Source organism: Elongatibacter sediminis (assembly GCF_037892215.1).
Taxonomy (GTDB): Bacteria; Pseudomonadota; Gammaproteobacteria; order Xanthomonadales; family SZUA-36; genus Elongatibacter; species Elongatibacter sediminis.
Genome location: NZ_JAZHOG010000009.1, coordinates 52,933 through 73,171 on the forward strand (window position 1 = coordinate 52,933; position 20,239 = coordinate 73,171).

Consider the following 20,239-nt stretch of genomic DNA (forward strand, 5'->3'; position numbering starts at 1 on the left):
TCCGGGATGACAGTGAATATCAGGTACGTCCGGGATGACGGTGAATATCAAGTGCGTCCGGGATGACGGTGAATATCAAGTGCGCCCGGGATGACGGTGAAAATCGAGCACGCCCGGGATGACGGTGAATATCAAGTGCGCCCGGGATGACGGTGAAAATCGAGCACGCCCGGGATGACGGTGAAAATCGAGTGCGCCCGGGATGACGGTGGAGGCCAGGTGGCACTCGTGAGTCCGGTTCCCGTCATGCCGGACTCGATCCGGCATCCACAGGCACCGGGCCGGGACTTTCTCCCTTCGCCGTCATGCCGGACTTGATCCGGTATCCAGGGGTTGGCAGGATGCTTTGACGGGTCGGGTCGTTGGCGGGGCGCTGCAGCCGTGGCGCCGATCCGGCTCTTCACAAAAGGATCGGACCCGATGAAGCGACTGAGCATCCACATGAAATCCGTACGAACCCGGACCACGCTGCTGCTGGTACTCGGAATGATCGCGATGTCCACCTGCGCCCAGGCGCAGCAGGGTGCCGACGACCCGCTGACCGCTTTCATCAAGCGCGGCATGGATCTGTGGAGAGTGCCCGGCGCGGCCGTGGCGGTGGTGGACGCCGATACCGTGCAGTACCAGCGCGGGTTCGGCACCGCAACCGACCCGGATGTTCTGTCGGCTGGCGCCGCAGCCACGCCCGTGGACGAGCACACCCTGTTCGCGATTGCATCGACCACCAAGGCCATGGTGGCGACCGGCATACTGATGCTGATCGACGACGGCCTGCTGACACTGGACGACCGGGTGGTGGACTACATCCCGGAGCTGCATTTCAGGGATCCTCTGCTGACCGCGCAAACCACGGTTCGGGATCTGCTCACCCACCGTACCGGTCTGCCCTCGACGGATTTCTGGACGTTCTTCCAGCAAATGCCGATGGACGAGCAGATCATCCGCCTGCAGTCCGTGAGCGCCGTGGCCGGACTACGCGCCCGCCACATCTACCAGAACACGATGTACGAACTGGCCGGACTGCTCATCGAGCGGGTCAGCGGCCAGACCTGGGATGCATTGCTTCGCGAACGCCTGTGGCGGCCCATCGGGATGACCGAAACCTTTGCCGCGCGCGGCCGGATTCCCGATACGCTGACCCATGTAGCCCCGCATTTCGTCATCGACGATGACATCCGCCTGGCTGACTGGGACCTGCCTGCCGAGACGGCCGATGCGGCGGGATCGGTGTGGTCGTCGATACACGACATGAGCCTGTGGGTTCGCTTCCTGCTGGCTGGAGGCGTCACCGCGGACGGCACCCGCCTGGTGTCGGAAGCGCAACTCACCCGGATGTTCACACCGCAGTCCCTGATCGCCCGGCGCGATTTCTACCCCACTACCGAACTGACCGAGCCGCAATGGTTGAGTTACGGGCTGGGGTGGTTCCAGCAGGACTTCCGGGGCCACAAGGTGGACTTTCACACCGGCAGCCTGTCCGGCCTGATCGCGCTGGTCGGTATCGACCGCGACCGCAACCGCGGTGTCGTAATTCTGGCGAACCGGGATCACGCCGAATTCCGGCACGCCCTGCTGTGGCAGGTCATGGACGAGCGGGCGGCCAATGAGAAGCCGGATTGGAACGGAATGGTCCATGACCTGTACCAGCGGCGCGATGCCGAGCGCGAAGTTGAATGGGAAGAGACCCTCAGCAAGCGCCAGGCCAACACCCGCCCCGGTCTGAAGCTTGACGCCTATGCCAGCCGCTACCACAGCCCTTTGAATGGCACGGTCACGGTCGCGCGGAACGGCCGCGAACTGGAGCTGCGTACCGCCCGCATTACCCTGAACATGAGCCACTGGCACCACGAAACCTGGCTGATCGAATACAAGCCCTGGGAACTGCGGGAATTCGCCACCTTCCACATTGGTCCGGATGGTGCCGTGTCCGGGCTGGAGGCGATGGGAGACCATTTCCGCCGGGTGACTGAGAGCACGGGCGAGACGCACTGAATTCCTGGGCGCGACGCCGGAAATGCTACCCTCGGGTTTTGCAGGACGGATCCGGTTAACCGGGCAAGGAGCGCTTCATGATCGGTTCACACACTCTTTCCACCGCCGTGGTAGTGACGGCGCTGGCGCTGTTCAGCACTTCGCTCGCCGCCGAACCGCCGGCGGGCAAGGGCAGGAAGCCGGCTGAAACGGATGCGCATGCGTTCGTTTCGATTTCGGCCGGCATCACCCTCGGCGACGCCCGGCAGCTCGCTGAAGCACACGGGCTGACCGGCGCCAAGCCACTGCCACCCGGTATTCGCAAGAACCTCGCCCGCGGCAAACCCCTGCCCCCCGGCATCGCCCGCACGCGGGTTCCCGATGCTTTCGTCGCCGAGCTCCCCCGCCACGAGGGCTATGAATGGCGTCGTTCCGGCATCGACCTGGTGCTGGTCGCACACGGCAGCCTGGTCATCAGCGACATCCTGGAGGGGGTATTCGACTGACGGAGTGCGGGGTGGGTAGTGGGTCACAGTGCCAGGCCGGAAGTGGTCCAAGGCATCGGGTGGGCAGTGGTCCGAAGCGCCGGGTGGATCCCGGATCGCGGTTTCACCGCGTCCGGGATGACGGTGAAATTCAAGCTCGTCCGGGATGACGGTATCACTGGGGTGTCTACGCCGCGTCAGGGATGACGGTGAAATTCAAGCTCGTCCGGGATGACGGTATCGGGGTAGCGGGGCCGAAGACCCAAGACACCGTCATGCCGGACTTGATCCGGCATCCAAAGGCTACCGTACCGCCCTGGATCCTTCTCTCCCGCCGTCATGCCGGACTTGTTCCGGCATCCAAAGGCTACCGTACCGCCCTGGATCCTTCTCTCCCGCCGTCATGCCGGACTTGATCCGGCATCCAGAACGTGTGGTGAGGGATGGGCCGGGGTTTGGGGTTGCTGCGGGTCACCAGGGGATTTCGCGACCGTCCCAGTTGAGGAAGCGGCCGCTGTCGTTCTGCCGCAGTCCGTCGATTACGCGGAGGATGCGGGTGGCGCTGCGGTCCGGCGAGTAGAGCTTGTCGGGGGATACCCCGGATTGAAACGGCCGGGACAGGGCGGTGTCGGTGGTGCCGGGGTGCAGGGCCAGCGCAATCGCGCGCGGCAGGCGGCCGGCCCACTCGTTGGCCAGGGTGCGGATGAACTGGTTCAGGGCGGCCTTGGAAGCCCGGTAGCCATACCATCCGCCCAGCCGGTTGTCGCCGATGCTGCCGACCATCGCGGATAAGCCGACGAAGGTAAACGCCCGCTTGCGGTCGAGCAACGGCGCCACCGCCCTGGCCACCAACAGGGGTCCGAGGCTGTTGACCTCGAAAGAGCGCATCAGGTGCGCTCGCTCACACTGGGCCAGTGATTTCTCCGGCTGCAGGAGACCGTCATGCAACACGCCGGCGGCGTGAATAACCAGATCCGGAGGGCGTCCGATGTCGGCCAGTCTCTGTGCCAGTCGACCCAGGTCGTGGTCGTCGGTGATATCGAGCCGCCAGGTCTGTGCCCGCCCTGACACCGGCTGATCATCGTTGCCGGCTGTCGCAGCACCGGGCTCACCTCGGCCGGTTGCAATGACCCGCTCGACTCCGGAGTCGGCCAACAGGCCGTGCACCAGAGCGCGTCCAATGCCACGGGTCCCACCCACGACGAGGCAGAGCTTTCGAGAACGGCGGGCCACCGGTACCTCATGGGAGGACTTTGGACTCATGATCGCTCACTTGGTTCGCAAAAGAACCAACGCCCCGGGATCGGGGCGTTGGTGAGTGTAAAAAGACCCGCGCCGCATGTGGAGTGCGAGGAGGGAGACGCGGGCCCAAAGACGTGCAAGGCTTGCCTGCACAGTCCCACAAGCTGTGACATCAGCCCTGCGGCAGAATCACCGTATCGATCACGTGGATCACGCCGTTACTCGCTTCGACGTCGGTCGTCAGCACCTGCGCGTTATCCACAAAAACGGTTCCGTCTTCGACACGGATGCTCACATCCTGACCGTTGACTGTGGTCGCCGAATCGAGGCGCAGCACCTGCTCGGCTTCAACTTTCCCCGACACCACGTGATAGGTGAGGATGGCGACCAGCTGATCCTTGTTCTCCGGCTTGAGCAGGTTGTCCAGCGTACCCTCGGGCAGCTTGGCGAAGGCCGAATCGGTCGGCGCGAAGACCGTGAACGGGCCGTCGGACTTCAAGGTGCCGACAAGATCCCCGGCTTCGAGCGCGGCGGCCAGGGTGGAAAAGTCGCCCGCCGCCACAGCGGTTTCGACGATGTCGGAATTTTTGCCGTAACCGCCGGCGAAGGCCGTTGCGGCGGTGAGTGAAGCCGCGGTGGCCAGTACAAAATTTCTGAGATTGAATTTCATGGCAGATATCTCCTTGAGATTGGGTTTGCACGATTCAAGGTACGCGAGCGGTGATCAACAACGCGTGAATCGTGTGTCGCCAACGTGTGCAGATCAGCACAGTCGTCCGTCGACCGACACGGACCCTGGCGGGCTCGCCGCCACGCCGCGCGGCCCGCGACCACGCACAGACCTGGTTACTTGAAGGAACGACTCAGATTTCTGGGCTGGGGCCGAGGAATTCCGGCCTGGCGAACACGATCTGAACGTCTGAAATCGCCCGTTCCAGAAACGCCCCCTCGCAGTAGCACAGGTAGTATTCCCACATGCGGATGAAGGTCTCCGAATAACCCAGCGCGCGCACCTCGGCGATGCGCTCGAAGAAGTTCTCGCGCCAGCAGCGCAGGGTTTTCGCGTAGTGCAGGCCGATGTCCTCGAGATGCAGCAGACGCAGGTCGGTGTGCTCGGCCGCGGTCCGGGTCATCACCGCGGACGAAGGCAGCCGGCCACCGGGGAAGATGTAGCGCTGGATGAAGTCGACGGACTGCAGGGATTCGACATAGCGCTGGTCGGCGATGGTGATCGCCTGCAGCAGCATCACGCCGTCGGGCCGCAGCAGGTTTGCGCACGTGCGAAAAAACGGTTCGTAAAGCGGACTGTCGATGGCCTCGATCATCTCGATCGAAACCAGCTTGTCGTATTGCCCCTCGAGATCGCGGAAATCCTCGCACAACACGGTGATTCGATGTTCCAGGCCGGCCGCGCGAACGCGCTCACAGGCCAGTTCGTACTGCTCGCGGGAAATGGTGGTGGTGGTGACGTGGCAGCCGTGGTGCCGCGCCGCATGCAGGGCGAAGCCGCCCCAGCCGGTGCCGATTTCGACCACCCGGTCGGACGGACGCAGATCCAGCTTGCGGCAAATGCGCTCCAGGCGGGCCACTTGCGCCTCGTGCAGACTCATGTCCGGGCGCTCGAACACGGCGCAGGAGTACATCAGGGATTCGTCCAGCCACAGGCCGAAAAACGCGTTGCCCAGGTCGTAGTGCGCGGCGATGTTGCGGCGCGCGCCCTGGTGACTGTTGCGGTTGGTGCGGTGAAACCACTTCTGGAGCGGCGCGCTCAGCCGCGCCGTCCCGGACTCCATGCCGTCCAGAACCTCACGATTTCGCAATACCAGCCGCACCAGCGCGACCAGGTCGCTGCAGGTCCAGTAACCGTGCATCCAGGCTTCCCCGGCACCGATGGAGCCACCGAACGCGATGTCGCTCCAGAAACGCGGATCGCGCACCTCGATGCGTACCGGCGCCGTCCCGCCGATCTCTTCTGCGGAGCCGAATCGATGTTTGTGTCCGCCGTCGGACAACACCAGGGCTCCGCGCTTCAGACCGCGCAACTGCTTCAACACCGCGCGGCGCGCCAGGCCGTCGAGCAGGGTGGGTTTTACGGTACCGGCCAGGTGCCGGGGCGATGCCAGTGAGACCGATTTCATGCCCGGAGCTCCTTCAACCCGACTGACGCGGAGCCGGCCGGGATGGGTCCGCCTTGTCCGGATGGTCGTAAACCGGGTTGCCCTTGAGCCATAGCCGCAAGGCTTCCCAGTGAATCGCGGCAATGATTTTCAGGGTCATGAACGGAAACGCCGCGAGAACCCGGGCCAGCGAACCTGGGGTGATTTCCCGGCGCCGCAGCACCAGGGTCGCATCAAAAAGTTTAGTACCGGCACGGAAATTTGCCATGTGCACGCCCAGTGAGTCGCCCGGTTCGTCAAAACGCCAGTCGTAATCGATGTCCATGGGCATGAAGGGCGAGACGTGCATGCGCTTGGACGGAAGATAGCGTTTGAGCTGGTCGGTTCCGACATTTTCCGCCGGGTCCAGCACATAGCAGCAACGCTCGCCCCAGGGCGTGTTGTTGACCTCGGCCACGATGGTCTCGACCCGCTGGTCGGCGGCATCGAAGCAGTAGTAGAAACTGACCGGATTGAACACGTACCCGAAGTAGCGCAGATGGGTCAGCAACCGGATCGGTCCGCCGGGACGCTGGCCGGTGCGCCGCTGCACTAGGTCGCGCACCGCCTGGTCGAGCGGCAGGTTCGGATCACCCAGGTGGTCTTCCCGGCGGAACCGGGCGGGCGCGCGGCGACCCGCCGAGAACAGCCGGCTGCCCGCGAACACCGTCGGCAGCTCGGCCAGATCGAGATACAGCATGAACATGCGGTAACGAAACCGGTGCGGATGCGGCGCCAGCCGCCGGTGGCGGACGCTGCCGACATAAAGCCCGCTGTGCATGCCGGGCTGCGCTCAGGCCGCCCGGACAGCGGCGGTGGGCTTGCGCAGATCGGCCTCGAAGTGCTTCAGAGCCGACAGGGCGCTGACCACACCGTCCTCGTGGAAACCGTAGCGCCAGTAAGCACCGCAGTAATACGTGCCGCCGGTGCCGTTGATCTCGCGATGCCGTTGCTGGGCGGCGACGGCGGCCTGGTCGAACACCGGGTGGTCGTATTCGATGTGCTGCAGGATGCGGTCGGGGTCGATGGCGCCGGTGCGGTTCAGGGTCACGCAGAATGTTTCAGGCGCCGACAGCGACTGCAGGATGTTCATGTTGTAGCTGAGCGTGGCCCGGCCGCCGGCAGCGCCCGGATCGGCGGGCAGATGGTAATTCCACGCCGCCCAGGCTCGGCGGTGCCGCGGCAGCAGTTGCGTATCGGTATGCAGAACCGCTTCGTTGGTCTGGTACGCGATGGCGCCGAGCACGGCCTGCTCGGCCGCTGTCGGATCGGCCAGCAAGGCCAGCGCCTGATCCGAATGACAGGCCACAAAGACGCGGTCGTAGCGCTCCGGTTCGCTGCCAACGGCCTTGATCACGACCTGGCCTGCTCCCGCGCCCTTCGCAGAGCCGGAACTCCGGCGGATCCACTGCACGCCGGCATTCAGGCGGATGCGATCACGATGACCGGCCACCAGTTTATCCACGTATTCCCGGGATCCGCCCCGGATGATTCGCCAGCTGGGTCGCTGGTCGATGCTGAGCAGACCGTGGTTGTGGAAGAAGCGGATGAAAAATTTCGCCGGCACGCCGCCCATGCCATGCGGGGTGGCCGACCAGATGGCCGCGCCCATCGGCAGGATGTAATGGTTGATGAAGCCAGACGAGTATTCGCCCCGGTGCAGGTATTCACCCAGGCTTATGCCCGGGCCGGGCTCGTCCAGCAGGGCCGGCGCCTCACGGTTGAAGCGCAGGATGTCCTTGAGCATCCGGTAAAACGAGGGCCGCAGCAGGTTGCGGCGCTGCGCGAACAGGGTGTTGAACGACGCTCCGTTGTATTCCAGGCCGCTGCGCTCGCAACGAACGCTGAAACTCATGTCGCTGGGCTGCGAAGCCACGCCCAGTTCGTCCAGCAGGGCGGCAAAATGAGGGTAGGTGACGTCGTTGTAAACGATGAAACCGGTGTCGACCGGATAGCGCTGACCGTCCAGATCGACGTCGACGGTATGGGTGTGGCCGCCGATCCGCTTGGCGGCTTCGAATACCGTGATGTCGTGTTCGCGGGCCAGGCGGTGAGCCGCCAGGTTGCCGGCGATGCCGGTACCGATGATGGCGATTTTCATGGCGGGCTCCCGGTGGACTCCCAGCGCTGCGGCACGCGGCGCAGTTGCGTCACGTCATAGCCCGACTGCTGCACGTGCCCGACGAGCTGCAAATAGAGGCCTTCGGGAATGACCGGGGTGCGCGCCATGATCCACACATAATCGCGCTGCTTGCGGCTGATGACCGTATGGGTGTAATTCTCGTCCAGCCAGGTGATGCGGTAGTCGGCCTTGATCGGCCAGATGAACTGCATGCCCCAGACCGCATTGGACGGGTCGTCACGCACAAAGCCACGCGGCCGGTATTCCTTGAGCGGTCCGTCGAATCCGCCCTTGCGAAAACGGAAGGTCGTGGCGATGGTGCCGTCGTCCCTGAGCCGATAGCTTTCGACCGCGTTGTAAGCCTCTTTCTCGATGAACGTCGGAATGTTGGCGATCACATACCAGTCGCCCATGAACCGGTCGATGTCCACGTGGTCCACTGTTGCAAGCGGTGGCAGGCTGGCCCGGCACGCGCTGAGCATCAGCGCGCCGGCACCGGCCAGCAGAATGCGGCTTTTGCGGGTAGCCATGACGGGTTACAAAGCGGTCATGATGCCGGCCGGGCTCTGTGGACCGCTTTCGAGCTGGTAACGCAGAGTGCGGCCATTTTCGTAGCGGGTACGCAGACCGAGCCATTCATCGTTGTCGGAATACCACAGGTCGAGTTCGAGTTTCTCGGCCTGCAGGCGATAACGCCAGGCCTCGGTTTCGCGACCGCCCACGTCCAGGCGATCAGGCTGCGGCTCGGAGATGTCCACTTCCAGGTACTCGCCGGTCTGGGTATTGAGCAGCCGCGAGGCGCTCAAGAACTCGGGATTCCAGTACGCGAAACTCATCACGCATTCGGGCAGGTCGTGCTCGCCCTTGCTGCCCTGTACCACGAAGCGGTCTTCGAGCCGACGGCCGTCCACCGCGAAGGGCTTGCCATTGGCGTCAGTGGCCGATTCGATGCGGGTCAGGCAATGGCCGTCCCACACCTCGCGATTCTCGTGACCGTAGCGATACAGGGTCAGGAACAGGACCTTGTATTCGAAGTCGGCCACGCTGCGCAGCACGTGCCGGTCACCCACGACATCCAGATAGAAGTGATGAAACCCCACTTCCTTGTCGTCGACGAAAACCCGGAACTTCCAATGGCGCTCCGCCTGTTCGGCAAGGGTGGCCAGGTTCTCGGTCACCGGATCCGGCGCCGGGGCGCCCGCGCTTCGCTGGTCGCCCGGCGGCGACTGCTGCGCCCGCGCCGCGGCGGGCAACACCATTACGGCGATGCCGGTCAACAGGGCGAGGACCAGGCCGAACACGCCGGAAGGCGGGTACAGCCGCATGACCGCCCTGATGACATCGTCGCGCCCTGAGGCGCGCGTACTCAATAAAGCTGGCCCGGGTGATGCCCTTCCGCTGACAGCCGCGAGAGCAGTCGGGACAATCACCCAGGCCAGACAAACGGTGTAGGAGATGCGGCCCAACCGGCGCACCGCCTCGTTCAGGTTTCGCTCAGCCATGTCGCCACCCGGTCAACACGTAGGCCGGCCTTGCATCGGTCAGAAACCCATCCAGGCGGCTGGCCAGCCGCACGAGTACGGGCAGCATCGCGGCCCAGCCCACGGCGAGCAGCGTCATCGCGGCGACGGGCTCGACCAGGGTCATGGCACCCAGCCGGGCACCGCCCAGGTAGCTCAAAGGTGCTCCGATGGCGCCGAGCAGGGCGCTCACCCATGGCCGGCCACGCAGCCAACCCATGGACAGGTTCAGGGTGCTGCCGAACAGCACCCACATGGCGATGATCCAGTAAGGGGCCGCGCCGGGAATCCACTCGCCGTTCGGGTAGATCACCCAACCGGTGGCCAGCACGATACTGTCGAAGGCCCCGCCGAGCAGCGCGCAGGCGGCCAGCACCGCCAGTTCCCGCGACGCCCGCGCAGCCAGTGTCAGGTGCAGGGCGGCGATAACGGCTACCGCCAGTACGCCGGCCTGCGGATACCCGCCGGCCGCGCCCACCACGCAGGCCAACCAGCCCACCTGGAACAGTCCGTAATTGAGGAGCTTGATGCGCATCGTTTCAGCGGCCCGGTTCCCCGGCGACGGTGTCGCCGCGGCGGAACAGGTAATGGCCAACGAACCATTCCTGCCCGTCGTCATGGCCGAACAGTTCAGCGCAGGCCATGAAGAACATGCGCCAGCGCTGCAGCCACTGCTCGGCCCGGTCTGCACCGTAGGTTTCCCGGAACAGGGCCAGCACGGTGTCGCGACTGGCGTCGAGCCGCTGCAGCCAGGCATTGGCGGTCTTCTGGTAGTTGGTGCCGTTCCAGACGGCCCGGTGCGCCAGGCGCAGGTGATCCTGGAAACGCAGCGGCAGGTCGGCGCTGGGCATCATGCCGCCGGCGAAGAAGTGGCGGCTCATCCAGTCTGACGGTCCGCTGTCGATGAACTCGTAGGCACACAAGCGATGACAGAAGATGTGCATGAAAAAACGCCCTTCCGGTTTCAGCCAGCCGGATACCCGCCGAAACAGTTCGCGGTAGTTGCGCATGTGCTCGAACATTTCAACCGATACGATGCGGTCGAAACGCGCTTCGGTATCGAAGCGGTTCATGTCCACGGTCTCCACGCGGATATTGTCGAGTCCGCGCTCGCGGGCAAGCGCTTCGATCCACCGGCGCTGGGCCGAGGAATTGGAAATCGCGAGAACTTCACTGGCCGGATAGCGCTCGGCCGTCCACAGGCTGAGCGAACCCCAACCGCAGCCGAGATCGAGGACGCGCTGACCGTCGTCCAGGCCGGCACGTGCCGCCGTCACGGCCAGCGCGTCGGTTTCCGCCTGGTCGAGATCGTCGGCACCGCCATCCCACCAGGCACAGCTGTATTTGGCATGGCGGCCCAGCACGCGGGCGAAGAATTCAGCGGGAACTTCGTAATGTTGTTCGTTGGCGCGGTCGGGTTGGGGCGCGATGTCCGCGCCGTTCATCCGGGCGATGAACGATTCCAGCATTTCCACCGCTGAAGCCGCATCGTGGGCACGAACTGCCGTCAGTCGCGCCCGGTTGAGGCGGCGAATTCCGGCCCTGATGACCGAATCGGGCACATAGCCGGCTTCGGTCCAGGCGATTGCGGTGTCGGCGGTGTGGCGCATGGCGGTCCGTTGCAGATGAAACGGCCGCCAGTATGTTCACGCGCGTGTGAAGAGGCTGTGAACCCCCGCTCAACGTCGTGTGAATTGCAATTACAGATTTTCGAGCTGGCTGACGATCTCGCTGGAACGCTCGCTGTATTCGTGCGAACCGAAGCCGAGGTACAGGGCCCCGGACACGCAGACCAACAGAATCAGCAAAAGCCACATCCTCATGGTATTCCCCCTTTTTGAGCAAAGCCGGCAACCCCTTGCCGGTGAATCGAGCCGTACAGGCACCGCCAAGGATGGGCACGGGCACGGAAATACGACGGGAGAACTGCGGAAGTTCCGGTCTGTCGCTCATCCTGAGCCGGGGTCAATCCCTTGGCGCATGGCGCCATGCCCACCTGGGCACATCAATATTTGTAACCAAATCCCGCGAAAAGTCAAGCCGATACGCCGTTTCCTCCGCTGAACGCCCGGCCTCGACCGCCTGCCCGGAAAAAGGCTCGCCTGGCCGTACGGGCTGTAACATTCGCGGCGCTCAATCCCTCTAATGGGGAGACGATCAACCAGGGAACCCGATGATGGCCGCCGCAAAGCCGGCGGACCCGGAGCTTGCACATGAACGCGATTCAACAGATCAGCTTGAAAATCCAGCTTGGGCTCGACGCCGCCGCCGACATACCCCCCGAGGCACTGCGCGCGCGCTGGCAGGCCCGCACCGGGCTTCGTCCGGACGGCCGACCGGGCGCGCCGCGCAGCCCGCGATCAACCCCTGCGACGCCCGCTTCGAATCGCCGGCCAGGGTGCGATTGAGCCCTGCGACCGGCGCATGGGTGGACGCGAGGAATCCGGAGCAACCCCCAAATCGCATGACTCCGGGCACATACCAATGTCATAATTAGGGGTTATATTGTGAGATTGGGCTGTCGCGGCCCACAAAAAAACGGGGGTTGGTTCTTGAATAACAACAACGACCTGAAAAAGGCCGTGGACGCGATGTCCGAGCGAACGGTCACCGAATTATTCAGTTGCGCGTTTTCTCAACCGTTGAAACTTCTTGGACAGAATGATGCATCGCTGTCCAGCTACGCCGTCTTCTGGTGCGTGGCGGAAAACCAGGGAATTACACAGGTCGAGGTCTCGCGCCGCACCGGGCTTTCCGCCAAGACCGTGTCCCGGGTCATTTCGCTGCTGGGAGAGAACGACGACGGCCGCGGGTGGATTCGACAGGATACCGACCCGGCCGACCGGCGTGTACGCCGACTGACGCTGAGCCGGCGTGGCCGGAACGTGCACCGCAAACTGCTGGAGGACGTCCGCAACCTGGGCAAGGCCTTGGGCTGACGACGGGCCACGCCGCATGATGACCGGCGATTGTGGGCACGACCGGTCACCGTAACGGCTTCGAAAAGGCCCCCGGTGGAGGTGGGCGATGGACCCACCACCGCCCGCGTCGGCTCGCTGCGCGAATTACCGCCACGCGTTGCTTTTTGCGCCCGGCCACTTCCCTGGAGGCTCTAATGGCCATCCCGGACCGGGCCGCGTGGATCTGACCGGCCAAACACCGCCAAACCGACCCCTCCGCAAACCGGGGGCCTGGCAATCGGTGGCAAATTGGCGCAGAACTGCGCACGGCGAAAGCTGATGGCGTCATCCTGAGCCAATCTCCATCCCTGGACCGGAAAGACCCGCTTTGAGGCCCGAACCGGTCGTTTGTCACCGTACCGAGATCACCTGAACGTGTCAATCCGGTCCGCGGTGAAGCGGGCCATTATTACGTTTCGTTGTTTCTTCATTCAAAATATTAACTACAACAATGGTGCTTCCTGCGGTACAGTGGAGAGTCGCATTACTGAGAATTAATTTTGCAGCAGCACTGACCGGAGGCCGTACGGAACGCTCTTGAAACACGATCAGCCCCCCTTTCCCGCACCCGTTCAAGAAGCGGTTCTGCACGACGCCATTCGCGATTTTCACGACAGTTGCGGCTTCGCGCTGCTGGCCCACATGGACGGTCAGAAAAGCCACTGGCTGGTGCAGACCACCCTGCAGTCACTGGCCCGCCTGACCCACCGCGGCGCGGTCGCCGCCGATGGCAAATCCGGCGACGGCTGCGGCATCATGCTGCAGTTTCCCGAGCCGTTCCTGCGCGACGTGGCCAATGAGTGCGGATTTCGGCTGTCGGACCGCTTCGGCGCCGGCCTGGTGTTTTTCTCGCCCGATGATGCGCTGATCGAACGCGGCAAACGCATACTCACCGATCACCTGTCCCGCGTGGCCCTGACCGTGGTCGGCTGGCGCGAAGTGCCCACACGCCCGGAATTCGTCGGCGAACAGGCGCTGGAGAGCATGCCGGCGATCTATCAGGTATTCGTCAACGCGCCGCCCGGCTGGACCGAACACGACATCGAGCGCCAGTTGTTCGTCGCCCGCCGCTTCGCGTTCGACGAGCACGGCAAACTGCCGGATCCCGATCCACTCTATTACGTGTGCTCCCTGTCGGCCCTGACCATGGTCTACAAGGGTCTGGTACAGGCCGAACACCTGGCGGACTTCTATCCCGATCTGACCGACCCGCGCATGACCTCGGCGATCGGCATCTGCCACCAGCGATTCTCGACCAATACGCTGCCACGGTGGAACTACGCCCAGCCGTTCCGCTACCTGGCGCACAACGGCGAGATCAACAGCGTCAACAGCAACCGCGACTGGGCCAATGCCCGGACGGGCATCCTGCATTCACCCCTGCTGCCGTCGCTGGAGCGGCTGTCGCATCTGGTCAACGAAACCGGATCGGATTCATCTTCGCTGGATAACCTGCTGGAGTTGTTCATGGCTGGCGGCATGGATCTGTTCCGCGCCATGCGGCTGCTGATGCCGCCGGCGGTGCGCGAGGACATGGATCCGGACCTGAAGGCATTCCTGATGTTCAATTCCATGCACCAGGAACCCTGGGACGGACCGGCCGGCGTGGTGTCGACCAACGGCACGGTGGCGAGCTGCAACCTCGACCGCAACGGCCTGCGGCCGGCGCGCTACAGCATTACCCACGACGGCGTGTTCACGGTCGCGTCCGAAACCGGCGTATGGGACTGCCCGCCCGAGCGGGTCAAGCGGCGTGGGCGTCTCGGCCCCGGCGAAATGATCGCGGTGGACACCCAGACCGGCCGCTTGTGGAAAGCCGGCGCCATCGACGACCAACTCAAGGCGCGCCACGCCTACAGCGAATGGCTGGCAGAAAACGTCGTACGGGTGTGGAACAACGACGAACAGGAACGCAAGGCGGCGCTGAAGTTCATGCGCGAATCGTCGGGATTGCTGCCGACCTTCCGCAAGTTGTTCGGCCTCAGCGATGAAGAACTGGAGACCGTCATCAACCCGATGGCGCTGGAAGCCCAGGAGCCGATCGGATCGATGGGCGACGACACCCCGATGGCGGTGCTATCGACCCGCGACCGATCCATCTACGACTATTTCCGCCAGAGCTTCGCCCAGGTCACCAACCCGCCCATAGACCCGCTGCGCGAATCCGCGGTGATGTCGCTGGAAACCAGTATCGGCCATGAGCACAACGTGTTCCACGAGACGGCATCGCACGCGCACCGCGTGGTGCTGCCCTGGCCGGTGCTGAACTATGTGAAATACCAGACCCTGCTGGGGCTGGATCAGCGCCACTACCGCAACATGCGCTTCAGCCTGAACTACAACCCGGCAGAACACGACCTGCGCGGCGCCATCTTGGCCCTGGTCGATGCCTGCCTGCAGGCCGTGGAAAGCGGTGCGACCATCCTGGTACTCACCGACCGCGACATCAGCCGCGACCACCTGACCATTCCGGCGCCGCTGGCGGTGGGTGCCGTGCACCAGGCCCTGATGCGCGCGCACGAGCGCACCCGGGCGAACATCATCATCGAAACCGGCTCGGCCCGCGATCCGCATCAGTACGCGGTTCTGCTCGGGCTCGGCGCCACGGCCATCTACCCCTACCTGGCGTTTCAGAGCATCAACGAGCAGCTGGAATCCGGAGCCGTGGAAGGCGACCCGATTCAGCTGCGCAAGAACTACCGCCGCGGCATCCGCAAGGGTCTGCTCAAGGTGCTGTCCAAGATGGGCATTTGCACCATGTCCAGCTACCGCGGCTCGCAGTTGTTCGAAGCCGTGGGCCTGTCGCGCGAGGTCGTCGACCTGTGCTGCCCCAAGGTCAAGTCGAAAATCGCCGGGGCGGGATTCGAGGAACTCGAGGCCGACCTCAAGCGCGTGCACGAACGTGCGTGGGACGAGCAGGCGCGGCCGGTACGCGACGGAATCTACCGGTTTATGCACGGTGGCGAAGCGCACGCTTACAACCCGGATGTGGTCATGAACCTGCAGCAGGCCGTGGCCAGCGGGAAATGGTCTGACTACCGGCTGTACGCGGATGCGGTGAACAACCGGCCGGTGCTGGCACTGCGCGACCTGCTGGCGCTCAAACCCGCCCAGGCACCGATCGAAATCGATGAAGTCGAGCCCGAAGCGGATCTGTTTCCGCGGTTCGACTCGGCCGGCATGTCGATTGGCGCGCTGTCGCCAGAAGCCCACGAATCCCTGGCGATCGCGATGAACCGGCTGGGCGGACGCTCGAACTCCGGCGAAGGCGGTGAGGACGCGGCCCGCTACGGCAACGAGCGCAATTCCCGCATCAAGCAGGTGGCTTCCGGCCGCTTCGGCGTGCATGCGCACTACCTGGTCAATGCCGACGTACTGCAGATCAAGGTCGCCCAGGGCGCCAAACCGGGTGAAGGCGGCCAGTTGCCCGGCCACAAGGTGACCGCCGAGATCGCGGCCCTGCGCTGCTCGACCCCGGGGGTCACGCTGATCTCCCCCCCGCCGCACCATGACATTTACTCCATCGAGGATCTGGCGCAGCTCATCTTCGACCTGAAAATGGTCAATCCGGAAGCGCTGATCTCGGTGAAGCTGGTCTCCAGTTCCGGGGTGGGCACCATTGCCGTTGGCGTGGCCAAGGCCTATGCCGACCTGATCACCATCGCCGGCTACGACGGCGGCACCGGCGCCAGCCCGTTGAGCTCGGTCAAGTATGCCGGGGTGCCGTGGGAACTGGGGCTTGCGGAAACCCACCAGGCACTGGTGGAGAACGGCCTGCGCCACAAAATCCGACTGCAGGTCGACGGCGGGCTGAAAACCGGTCTCGACGTGGTCAAAGGCGCCATTCTGGGCGCCGAAAGCTTCGGCTTCGGCACCGGACCCATGGTCGCCCTGGGCTGCAAATACCTGCGCATCTGTCACCTCAACAACTGTGCCACCGGCATCGCCACCCAGGACAAGCGCCTGCGCGATGAGCATTTCCACGGTCTGCCCGAACGGGTGATGAACTATTTCGGTTTTCTGGCCCGCGACGTGCGTGAAATTCTGGCGCAACTCGGCGTGCGCCGGTTCACCGACATCATCGGCCGCAGCGACCTGCTGGAACAACTCGAAGGGTTCACGCCAAAACAGCGGAAGCTGGACCTGTCGCCCATACTCGGCGCCGCCGCGGTGCGACGGGAGAAACCGGTGTACTGCACCGAGCCGCGGAACCTGCCGTTCGATCTGGGCCAGAAGAACCTGGAAGTCTGCGAGGCGGCCGAAACGGCGCTGGAGCAGGGCAGCACCTGGTCGGGCGAATTCACCATCCAGAATTTCGACCGCTCCGTGGGCGCCATGCTGGCCGGCCGTGTGGCACGGCGGCATGGCCGCGCGGGCCTGCCGGAAAACACCCTGGACGTGCAGCTCGAAGGTACCGCGGGCCAGAGTTTCGGCGCCTGGAACATGCCGGGAATGACTCTGCACCTCAAGGGTGATGCCAACGATTACGTGGGCAAGGGCATGTCGGGCGGACGGATCGTGCTGTGTTCGACGGATACCAACCGCCAGCGCGCGCGCCGCAATGTGATCTGCGGCAATGCCTGCCTGTACGGTGCGACCGGCGGTGAGTTGTTCGCGCACGGCCAGGCGGGAGAGCGTTTCGCGGTGCGCAATTCAGGGGCCGATGCGGTCGTCGAAGGCACCGGACATCATGCCTGTGAGTACATGACGGGCGGCACGGTTGTCATTCTGGGCCCGGTCGGACCCAATCTCGCGGCCGGCATGACCGGCGGAGAGCTGTTCGTACTCGACCGCAACCGGGAAGTCGAAGGCCTGCTGAATCCGGAATTCGTCGAGGCCACGCCGCTCGAAGAACAGCGGTTCGATGCTCCCCGGCGCCGGCTGCGCGCGCTTATCACGGCGCACGTTCGGCATACCGGCAGCGAATGGGGCCGCAAGGTGCTGGACGAATTCGAACTGATGCTGCCGCATTGGGTCTACATCCTTCCCAAGAACCTGCAGGCCAGCAATGAAATTTCTCAACAGGATGTCCCGCTGCGGCTGGTGAAGGCATGACCCACAAGAAAGACCTCTTCGCGTTTCTGGACAAGCCGCGCACCGATCCTGACGTTTTTCCGCTGGAAATCCGCCAGTCGGAATTTCGCGAGATTTACAAGGACTTCACCGCGGACGAAGCCGCCACCCAGTCGGAACGCTGCCTGGATTGCGGCAATCCGTACTGTGAGTGGAAGTGCCCGGTGCACAACTACATTCCCAACTGGCTCAAGCTGGCCGCCGAAGGGCGCATCATGGAGGCGGCCGACCTGTGCCACGAGACCAACAGCCTGCCGGAAGTCTGCGGGCGTATCTGCCCGCAGGACCGGTTGTGCGAAATGGCCTGCACGCTGCAGACCGGTTTTGGCGCGGTGACCATCGGTGCGGTGGAGCGCTACATCGTCGACGAGGCCCTCAAGCAGGGTTGGCGCCCGGATCTCTCGCACGTCCGCCCGCAACCCTGGAACGTCGGCATCGTGGGCGCCGGGCCGGCCGGACTGGCCTGTGCCGACGTGCTGTCACGCAATGGCATATCGGCAACCGTCTATGACCGTCACCCGGAAATCGGCGGACTGCTGGCGTTCGGCATACCGGACTTCAAGCTGGAAATGAAGATCGTCAGGCGCCGTCGCCAGGTGCTGGAGGAAGCCGGCATTCAGTTCCGGCTCAACTGCGACATCGGCACCGACATCCCGGCCCGTGACCTGCTCAACATGCACGATGCGGTGTTTTTCGGAACCGGCACCTACACCCCGGTGGACGCCGATCTGCCGGGACGGGACGGTGGCGGCATCATTCCCGCGCTGCCCTACCTGATCGGGCAGACGGCCTACATGTACGGCCTGGAAATGCCGGATTACCCACACATCGATCTGAAGGGTGAGCGGGTACTGGTGCTGGGCGGCGGCGACACCGCCATGGATTGCGTGCGCACCGCGGTGCGCCAGGATGCGGAGTCGGTGCACTGCGTGTACCGCCGCGACCAGGAGAACATGCCGGGCTCGCGCAAGGAAGTGGGCCACGCTTTCAACGAAGGTGTGCAGTTCGAATTCAACACCGTGCCGCTGGCCCTGGAGCACGAGGAAGGCAAACTGTCCGGGCTGCGGATCGCCCGTACCCGGCTGGTGGCCGATCCTGACGGTGGCCGCGCGCGGCCCGAGATCATCGAGGGCAGCGAGGAAGTACTGCCGGCCAGCGCGGTGATTTTCGCTTTTGGTTACCGGCCCAGTCCGCCGGCCTGGCTGGAAGAGTTGGCGGTGGAGACCGCCGAGGACGGACTGGTGGCCATCGACGAGCGCATGCCCGGCCAGACCAGCAACCCGGCGATTTTCGCGGCCGGTGACATGGTTCGGGGTTCCGACCTCGTGGTCACGGCCATCGCGGATGCCCGCGAGGCCGCGCTGTCCATGGTGCGCTACCTGGAAACCCAGCAGCCGCACCTGAAGCGGGCCTGAGCGGCTCGCGATTCCGGGGTAGCAGGCGTAATTGCCGCTTTGGCCATGCTGGAGATTGACGAACAACTGGGCATTCCGGACCCGGAGATCGAGATTACGGCCGTTCGCGCCCAGGGCGCCGGAGGCCAGAACGTGAACAAGGTGTCGTCTGCCGCGCACTTGCGATTCGACATCACAGCGTCCTCGCTGCCGGATCGCATCAAGGAACGCCTGCGTTCACGTGCGGACCGGCGCATCACCGCCGAAGGGGTGGTGGTGATCAAGGCGCAGCGGTTCCGGCACCTCGATCGAAATATCGAGGATGCCCGTGAGCGGCTGGCGGAACTGGTGCGCTCGGCCGCAACGCCACCCAGGCGCCGTGTTCCGACCAAACCCTCACGGGCATCGAAGGAACGCCGCCTGGAACACAAGGCGAGGCGCAGCGAAGTGAAGAAACTGCGCGGCAAGTTGCGTTAACCGCAACACATTACCTCCAACATGAGAACGGCAAGGCCTTGGTTTAGGTTCTGACTATGACTATAATATGTTTTAGGCAGAACCACCTGGAGAAAGACCATGGCCGAGAAAACGGCTCAAGAGAACGTAGTACCTGAATTTCTGACATTAATCGACAGTCTCGCGCGCGCGCATCACCGTATGTCGTTGTACGATGCCGAGATCCATCGCCTGTCCGGCTCGGAATTGACCGCGCCACAGGCCAAGGTCGTATTCTGTTTGGGCGGCACGGAAGGGCTGACCTGCAGTGAAATCACCGAACGCACCCTGATCACCAAGGGAACGCTGACCGGTGTCATCGACCGCCTGGAACAGAAAGGCGTGGTGCAGCGCTGGGGTGACAGTGAAGACGGACGTCGCATCATTGTCGACCTGACCCGCACCGGCGCGAAGCTGTACCGTCGCGAGTACCCGCGTTTCGTCAAGGCCATGCAGGCCCGTTTCGGCAATTTGTCTGACCGCGATTGCAAGCAGGCCACCCGCCTGCTGAATAAAATCGCAGCGCAGTTCGAAGCCGAATAGCCCGACCCGGCGCGGCGCGGGTTCCTTCCCGCGCCGCGCTGCATTCACCACCCCCAACCCGACCGCCTTCCCGGTCCCGACCCGCCCGCCATCCCGACTCCCCGTACCGTCATCCCGGGCTTGACCCGGGATCCACCCGGCCTCTCCATCCCCTCCAGTCACCGAATGAGACATTGCGAATGGACCCCGGCTCGCAGGCCGGGGTGACAGTGCCACCCATAACCACCCTCCCTGCCTCCGACCGTGCCGTCAGCCCGACGTCCCCCCGAGTCTTCATC

General features: G+C 64.1%; 17 protein-coding genes. 7 read left to right on the top strand and 10 right to left on the bottom strand.

The genetic code is table 11. The features are described 5' to 3' along the window. Positions 1 to 420: 420 nt before the first annotated feature. Entirely contained in the window at positions 421 to 1,992 is a 1,572-nt protein-coding gene (locus V3330_RS13575) for a serine hydrolase (RefSeq protein WP_354695976.1), read from the top strand. A 77-nt stretch (positions 1,993 to 2,069) separates the two neighbouring features. Next, positions 2,070 to 2,477, top strand: coding sequence for an anti-virulence regulator CigR family protein (locus V3330_RS13580; RefSeq protein WP_354695977.1), 408 nt, complete (start codon positions 2,070 to 2,072; stop codon positions 2,475 to 2,477). Positions 2,478 to 2,927: 450 nt separating this feature from the next. Here V3330_RS13580 and V3330_RS13585 read toward each other — a convergent pair whose 3' ends face one another. From V3330_RS13585 to V3330_RS13630, 10 genes are all read right to left on the bottom strand, one after another. Beyond that, complete coding sequence (locus V3330_RS13585) at positions 2,928 to 3,719, bottom strand: SDR family NAD(P)-dependent oxidoreductase (RefSeq protein WP_354695978.1); 792 nt, start codon at positions 3,717 to 3,719, stop codon at positions 2,928 to 2,930. 151 nt (positions 3,720 to 3,870) lie between these two features. Then, the gene (locus V3330_RS13590; RefSeq protein ID WP_354695979.1) at positions 3,871 to 4,368 is read right to left on the bottom strand and encodes a fasciclin domain-containing protein; all 498 of its coding nucleotides are present in this window, start codon (positions 4,366 to 4,368) and stop codon (positions 3,871 to 3,873) included. 193 nt (positions 4,369 to 4,561) lie between these two features. Beyond that, positions 4,562 to 5,836, bottom strand: a complete 1,275-nt coding sequence (locus V3330_RS13595; protein WP_354695980.1) for a class I SAM-dependent methyltransferase — start codon at positions 5,834 to 5,836, stop codon at positions 4,562 to 4,564. Between the two features lie 13 nt (positions 5,837 to 5,849). Beyond that, positions 5,850 to 6,635 (bottom strand): DUF1365 domain-containing protein, encoded by a 786-nt coding sequence (locus V3330_RS13600; protein WP_354695981.1) that lies wholly within the window; start codon positions 6,633 to 6,635, stop codon positions 5,850 to 5,852. A gap of 12 nt (positions 6,636 to 6,647) precedes the next feature. After that, positions 6,648 to 7,955, bottom strand: a complete 1,308-nt coding sequence (locus tag V3330_RS13605) for an NAD(P)/FAD-dependent oxidoreductase (RefSeq protein WP_354695982.1) — start codon at positions 7,953 to 7,955, stop codon at positions 6,648 to 6,650. Further along, a complete protein-coding gene (locus V3330_RS13610; protein WP_435791829.1) occupies positions 7,952 to 8,506 on the bottom strand; it encodes a lipocalin family protein in 555 nt (184 codons plus the stop codon). Before V3330_RS13610 ends, V3330_RS13605 begins: the two co-directional genes overlap by 4 nt. Positions 8,507 to 8,512: 6 nt before the next feature. Beyond that, positions 8,513 to 9,478, bottom strand: coding sequence for a DUF6134 family protein (locus tag V3330_RS13615; protein ID WP_354695983.1), 966 nt, complete (start codon positions 9,476 to 9,478; stop codon positions 8,513 to 8,515). Further along, positions 9,471 to 10,031, bottom strand: a complete 561-nt coding sequence (locus V3330_RS13620; protein WP_354695984.1) for a DUF2878 domain-containing protein — start codon at positions 10,029 to 10,031, stop codon at positions 9,471 to 9,473. Before V3330_RS13620 ends, V3330_RS13615 begins: the two co-directional genes overlap by 8 nt. 4 nt (positions 10,032 to 10,035) lie before the next feature. After that, on the bottom strand, positions 10,036 to 11,106 hold the full coding sequence (locus V3330_RS13625) for an SAM-dependent methyltransferase (RefSeq protein WP_354695985.1): 1,071 nt from the start codon (positions 11,104 to 11,106) through the stop codon (positions 10,036 to 10,038). 90 nt (positions 11,107 to 11,196) lie between these two features. After that, on the bottom strand, positions 11,197 to 11,319 hold the full coding sequence (locus V3330_RS13630; RefSeq protein ID WP_354695986.1) for a hypothetical protein: 123 nt from the start codon (positions 11,317 to 11,319) through the stop codon (positions 11,197 to 11,199). 729 nt (positions 11,320 to 12,048) lie between these two features. Between V3330_RS13630 and V3330_RS13635 the strand changes: the two genes are divergently transcribed. The 5 genes from V3330_RS13635 (at position 12,049) to V3330_RS13655 (ending at position 19,961) form a co-directional block, all read left to right on the top strand. Next, entirely contained in the window at positions 12,049 to 12,435 is a 387-nt protein-coding gene (locus tag V3330_RS13635; protein WP_354695987.1) for a MarR family winged helix-turn-helix transcriptional regulator, read from the top strand. A 558-nt stretch (positions 12,436 to 12,993) separates the two neighbouring features. Further along, a complete protein-coding gene (gltB, locus tag V3330_RS13640) occupies positions 12,994 to 17,511 on the top strand; it encodes a glutamate synthase large subunit (protein WP_354695988.1) in 4,518 nt (1,505 codons plus the stop codon). Further along, positions 17,508 to 18,944: an FAD-dependent oxidoreductase gene (locus V3330_RS13645; RefSeq protein WP_354695989.1), complete on the top strand. Its 1,437-nt coding sequence runs from the start codon at positions 17,508 to 17,510 to the stop codon at positions 18,942 to 18,944. The genes gltB and V3330_RS13645 overlap by 4 nt, the downstream gene beginning before the upstream one ends. Before the next feature lie 45 nt (positions 18,945 to 18,989). Further along, positions 18,990 to 19,400, top strand: coding sequence for an alternative ribosome rescue aminoacyl-tRNA hydrolase ArfB (gene arfB, locus V3330_RS13650; RefSeq protein WP_354695990.1), 411 nt, complete (start codon positions 18,990 to 18,992; stop codon positions 19,398 to 19,400). 99 nt (positions 19,401 to 19,499) lie between these two features. Then, complete coding sequence (locus V3330_RS13655; RefSeq protein WP_354695991.1) at positions 19,500 to 19,961, top strand: MarR family winged helix-turn-helix transcriptional regulator; 462 nt, start codon at positions 19,500 to 19,502, stop codon at positions 19,959 to 19,961. Positions 19,962 to 20,239: the final 278 nt, after the last annotated feature.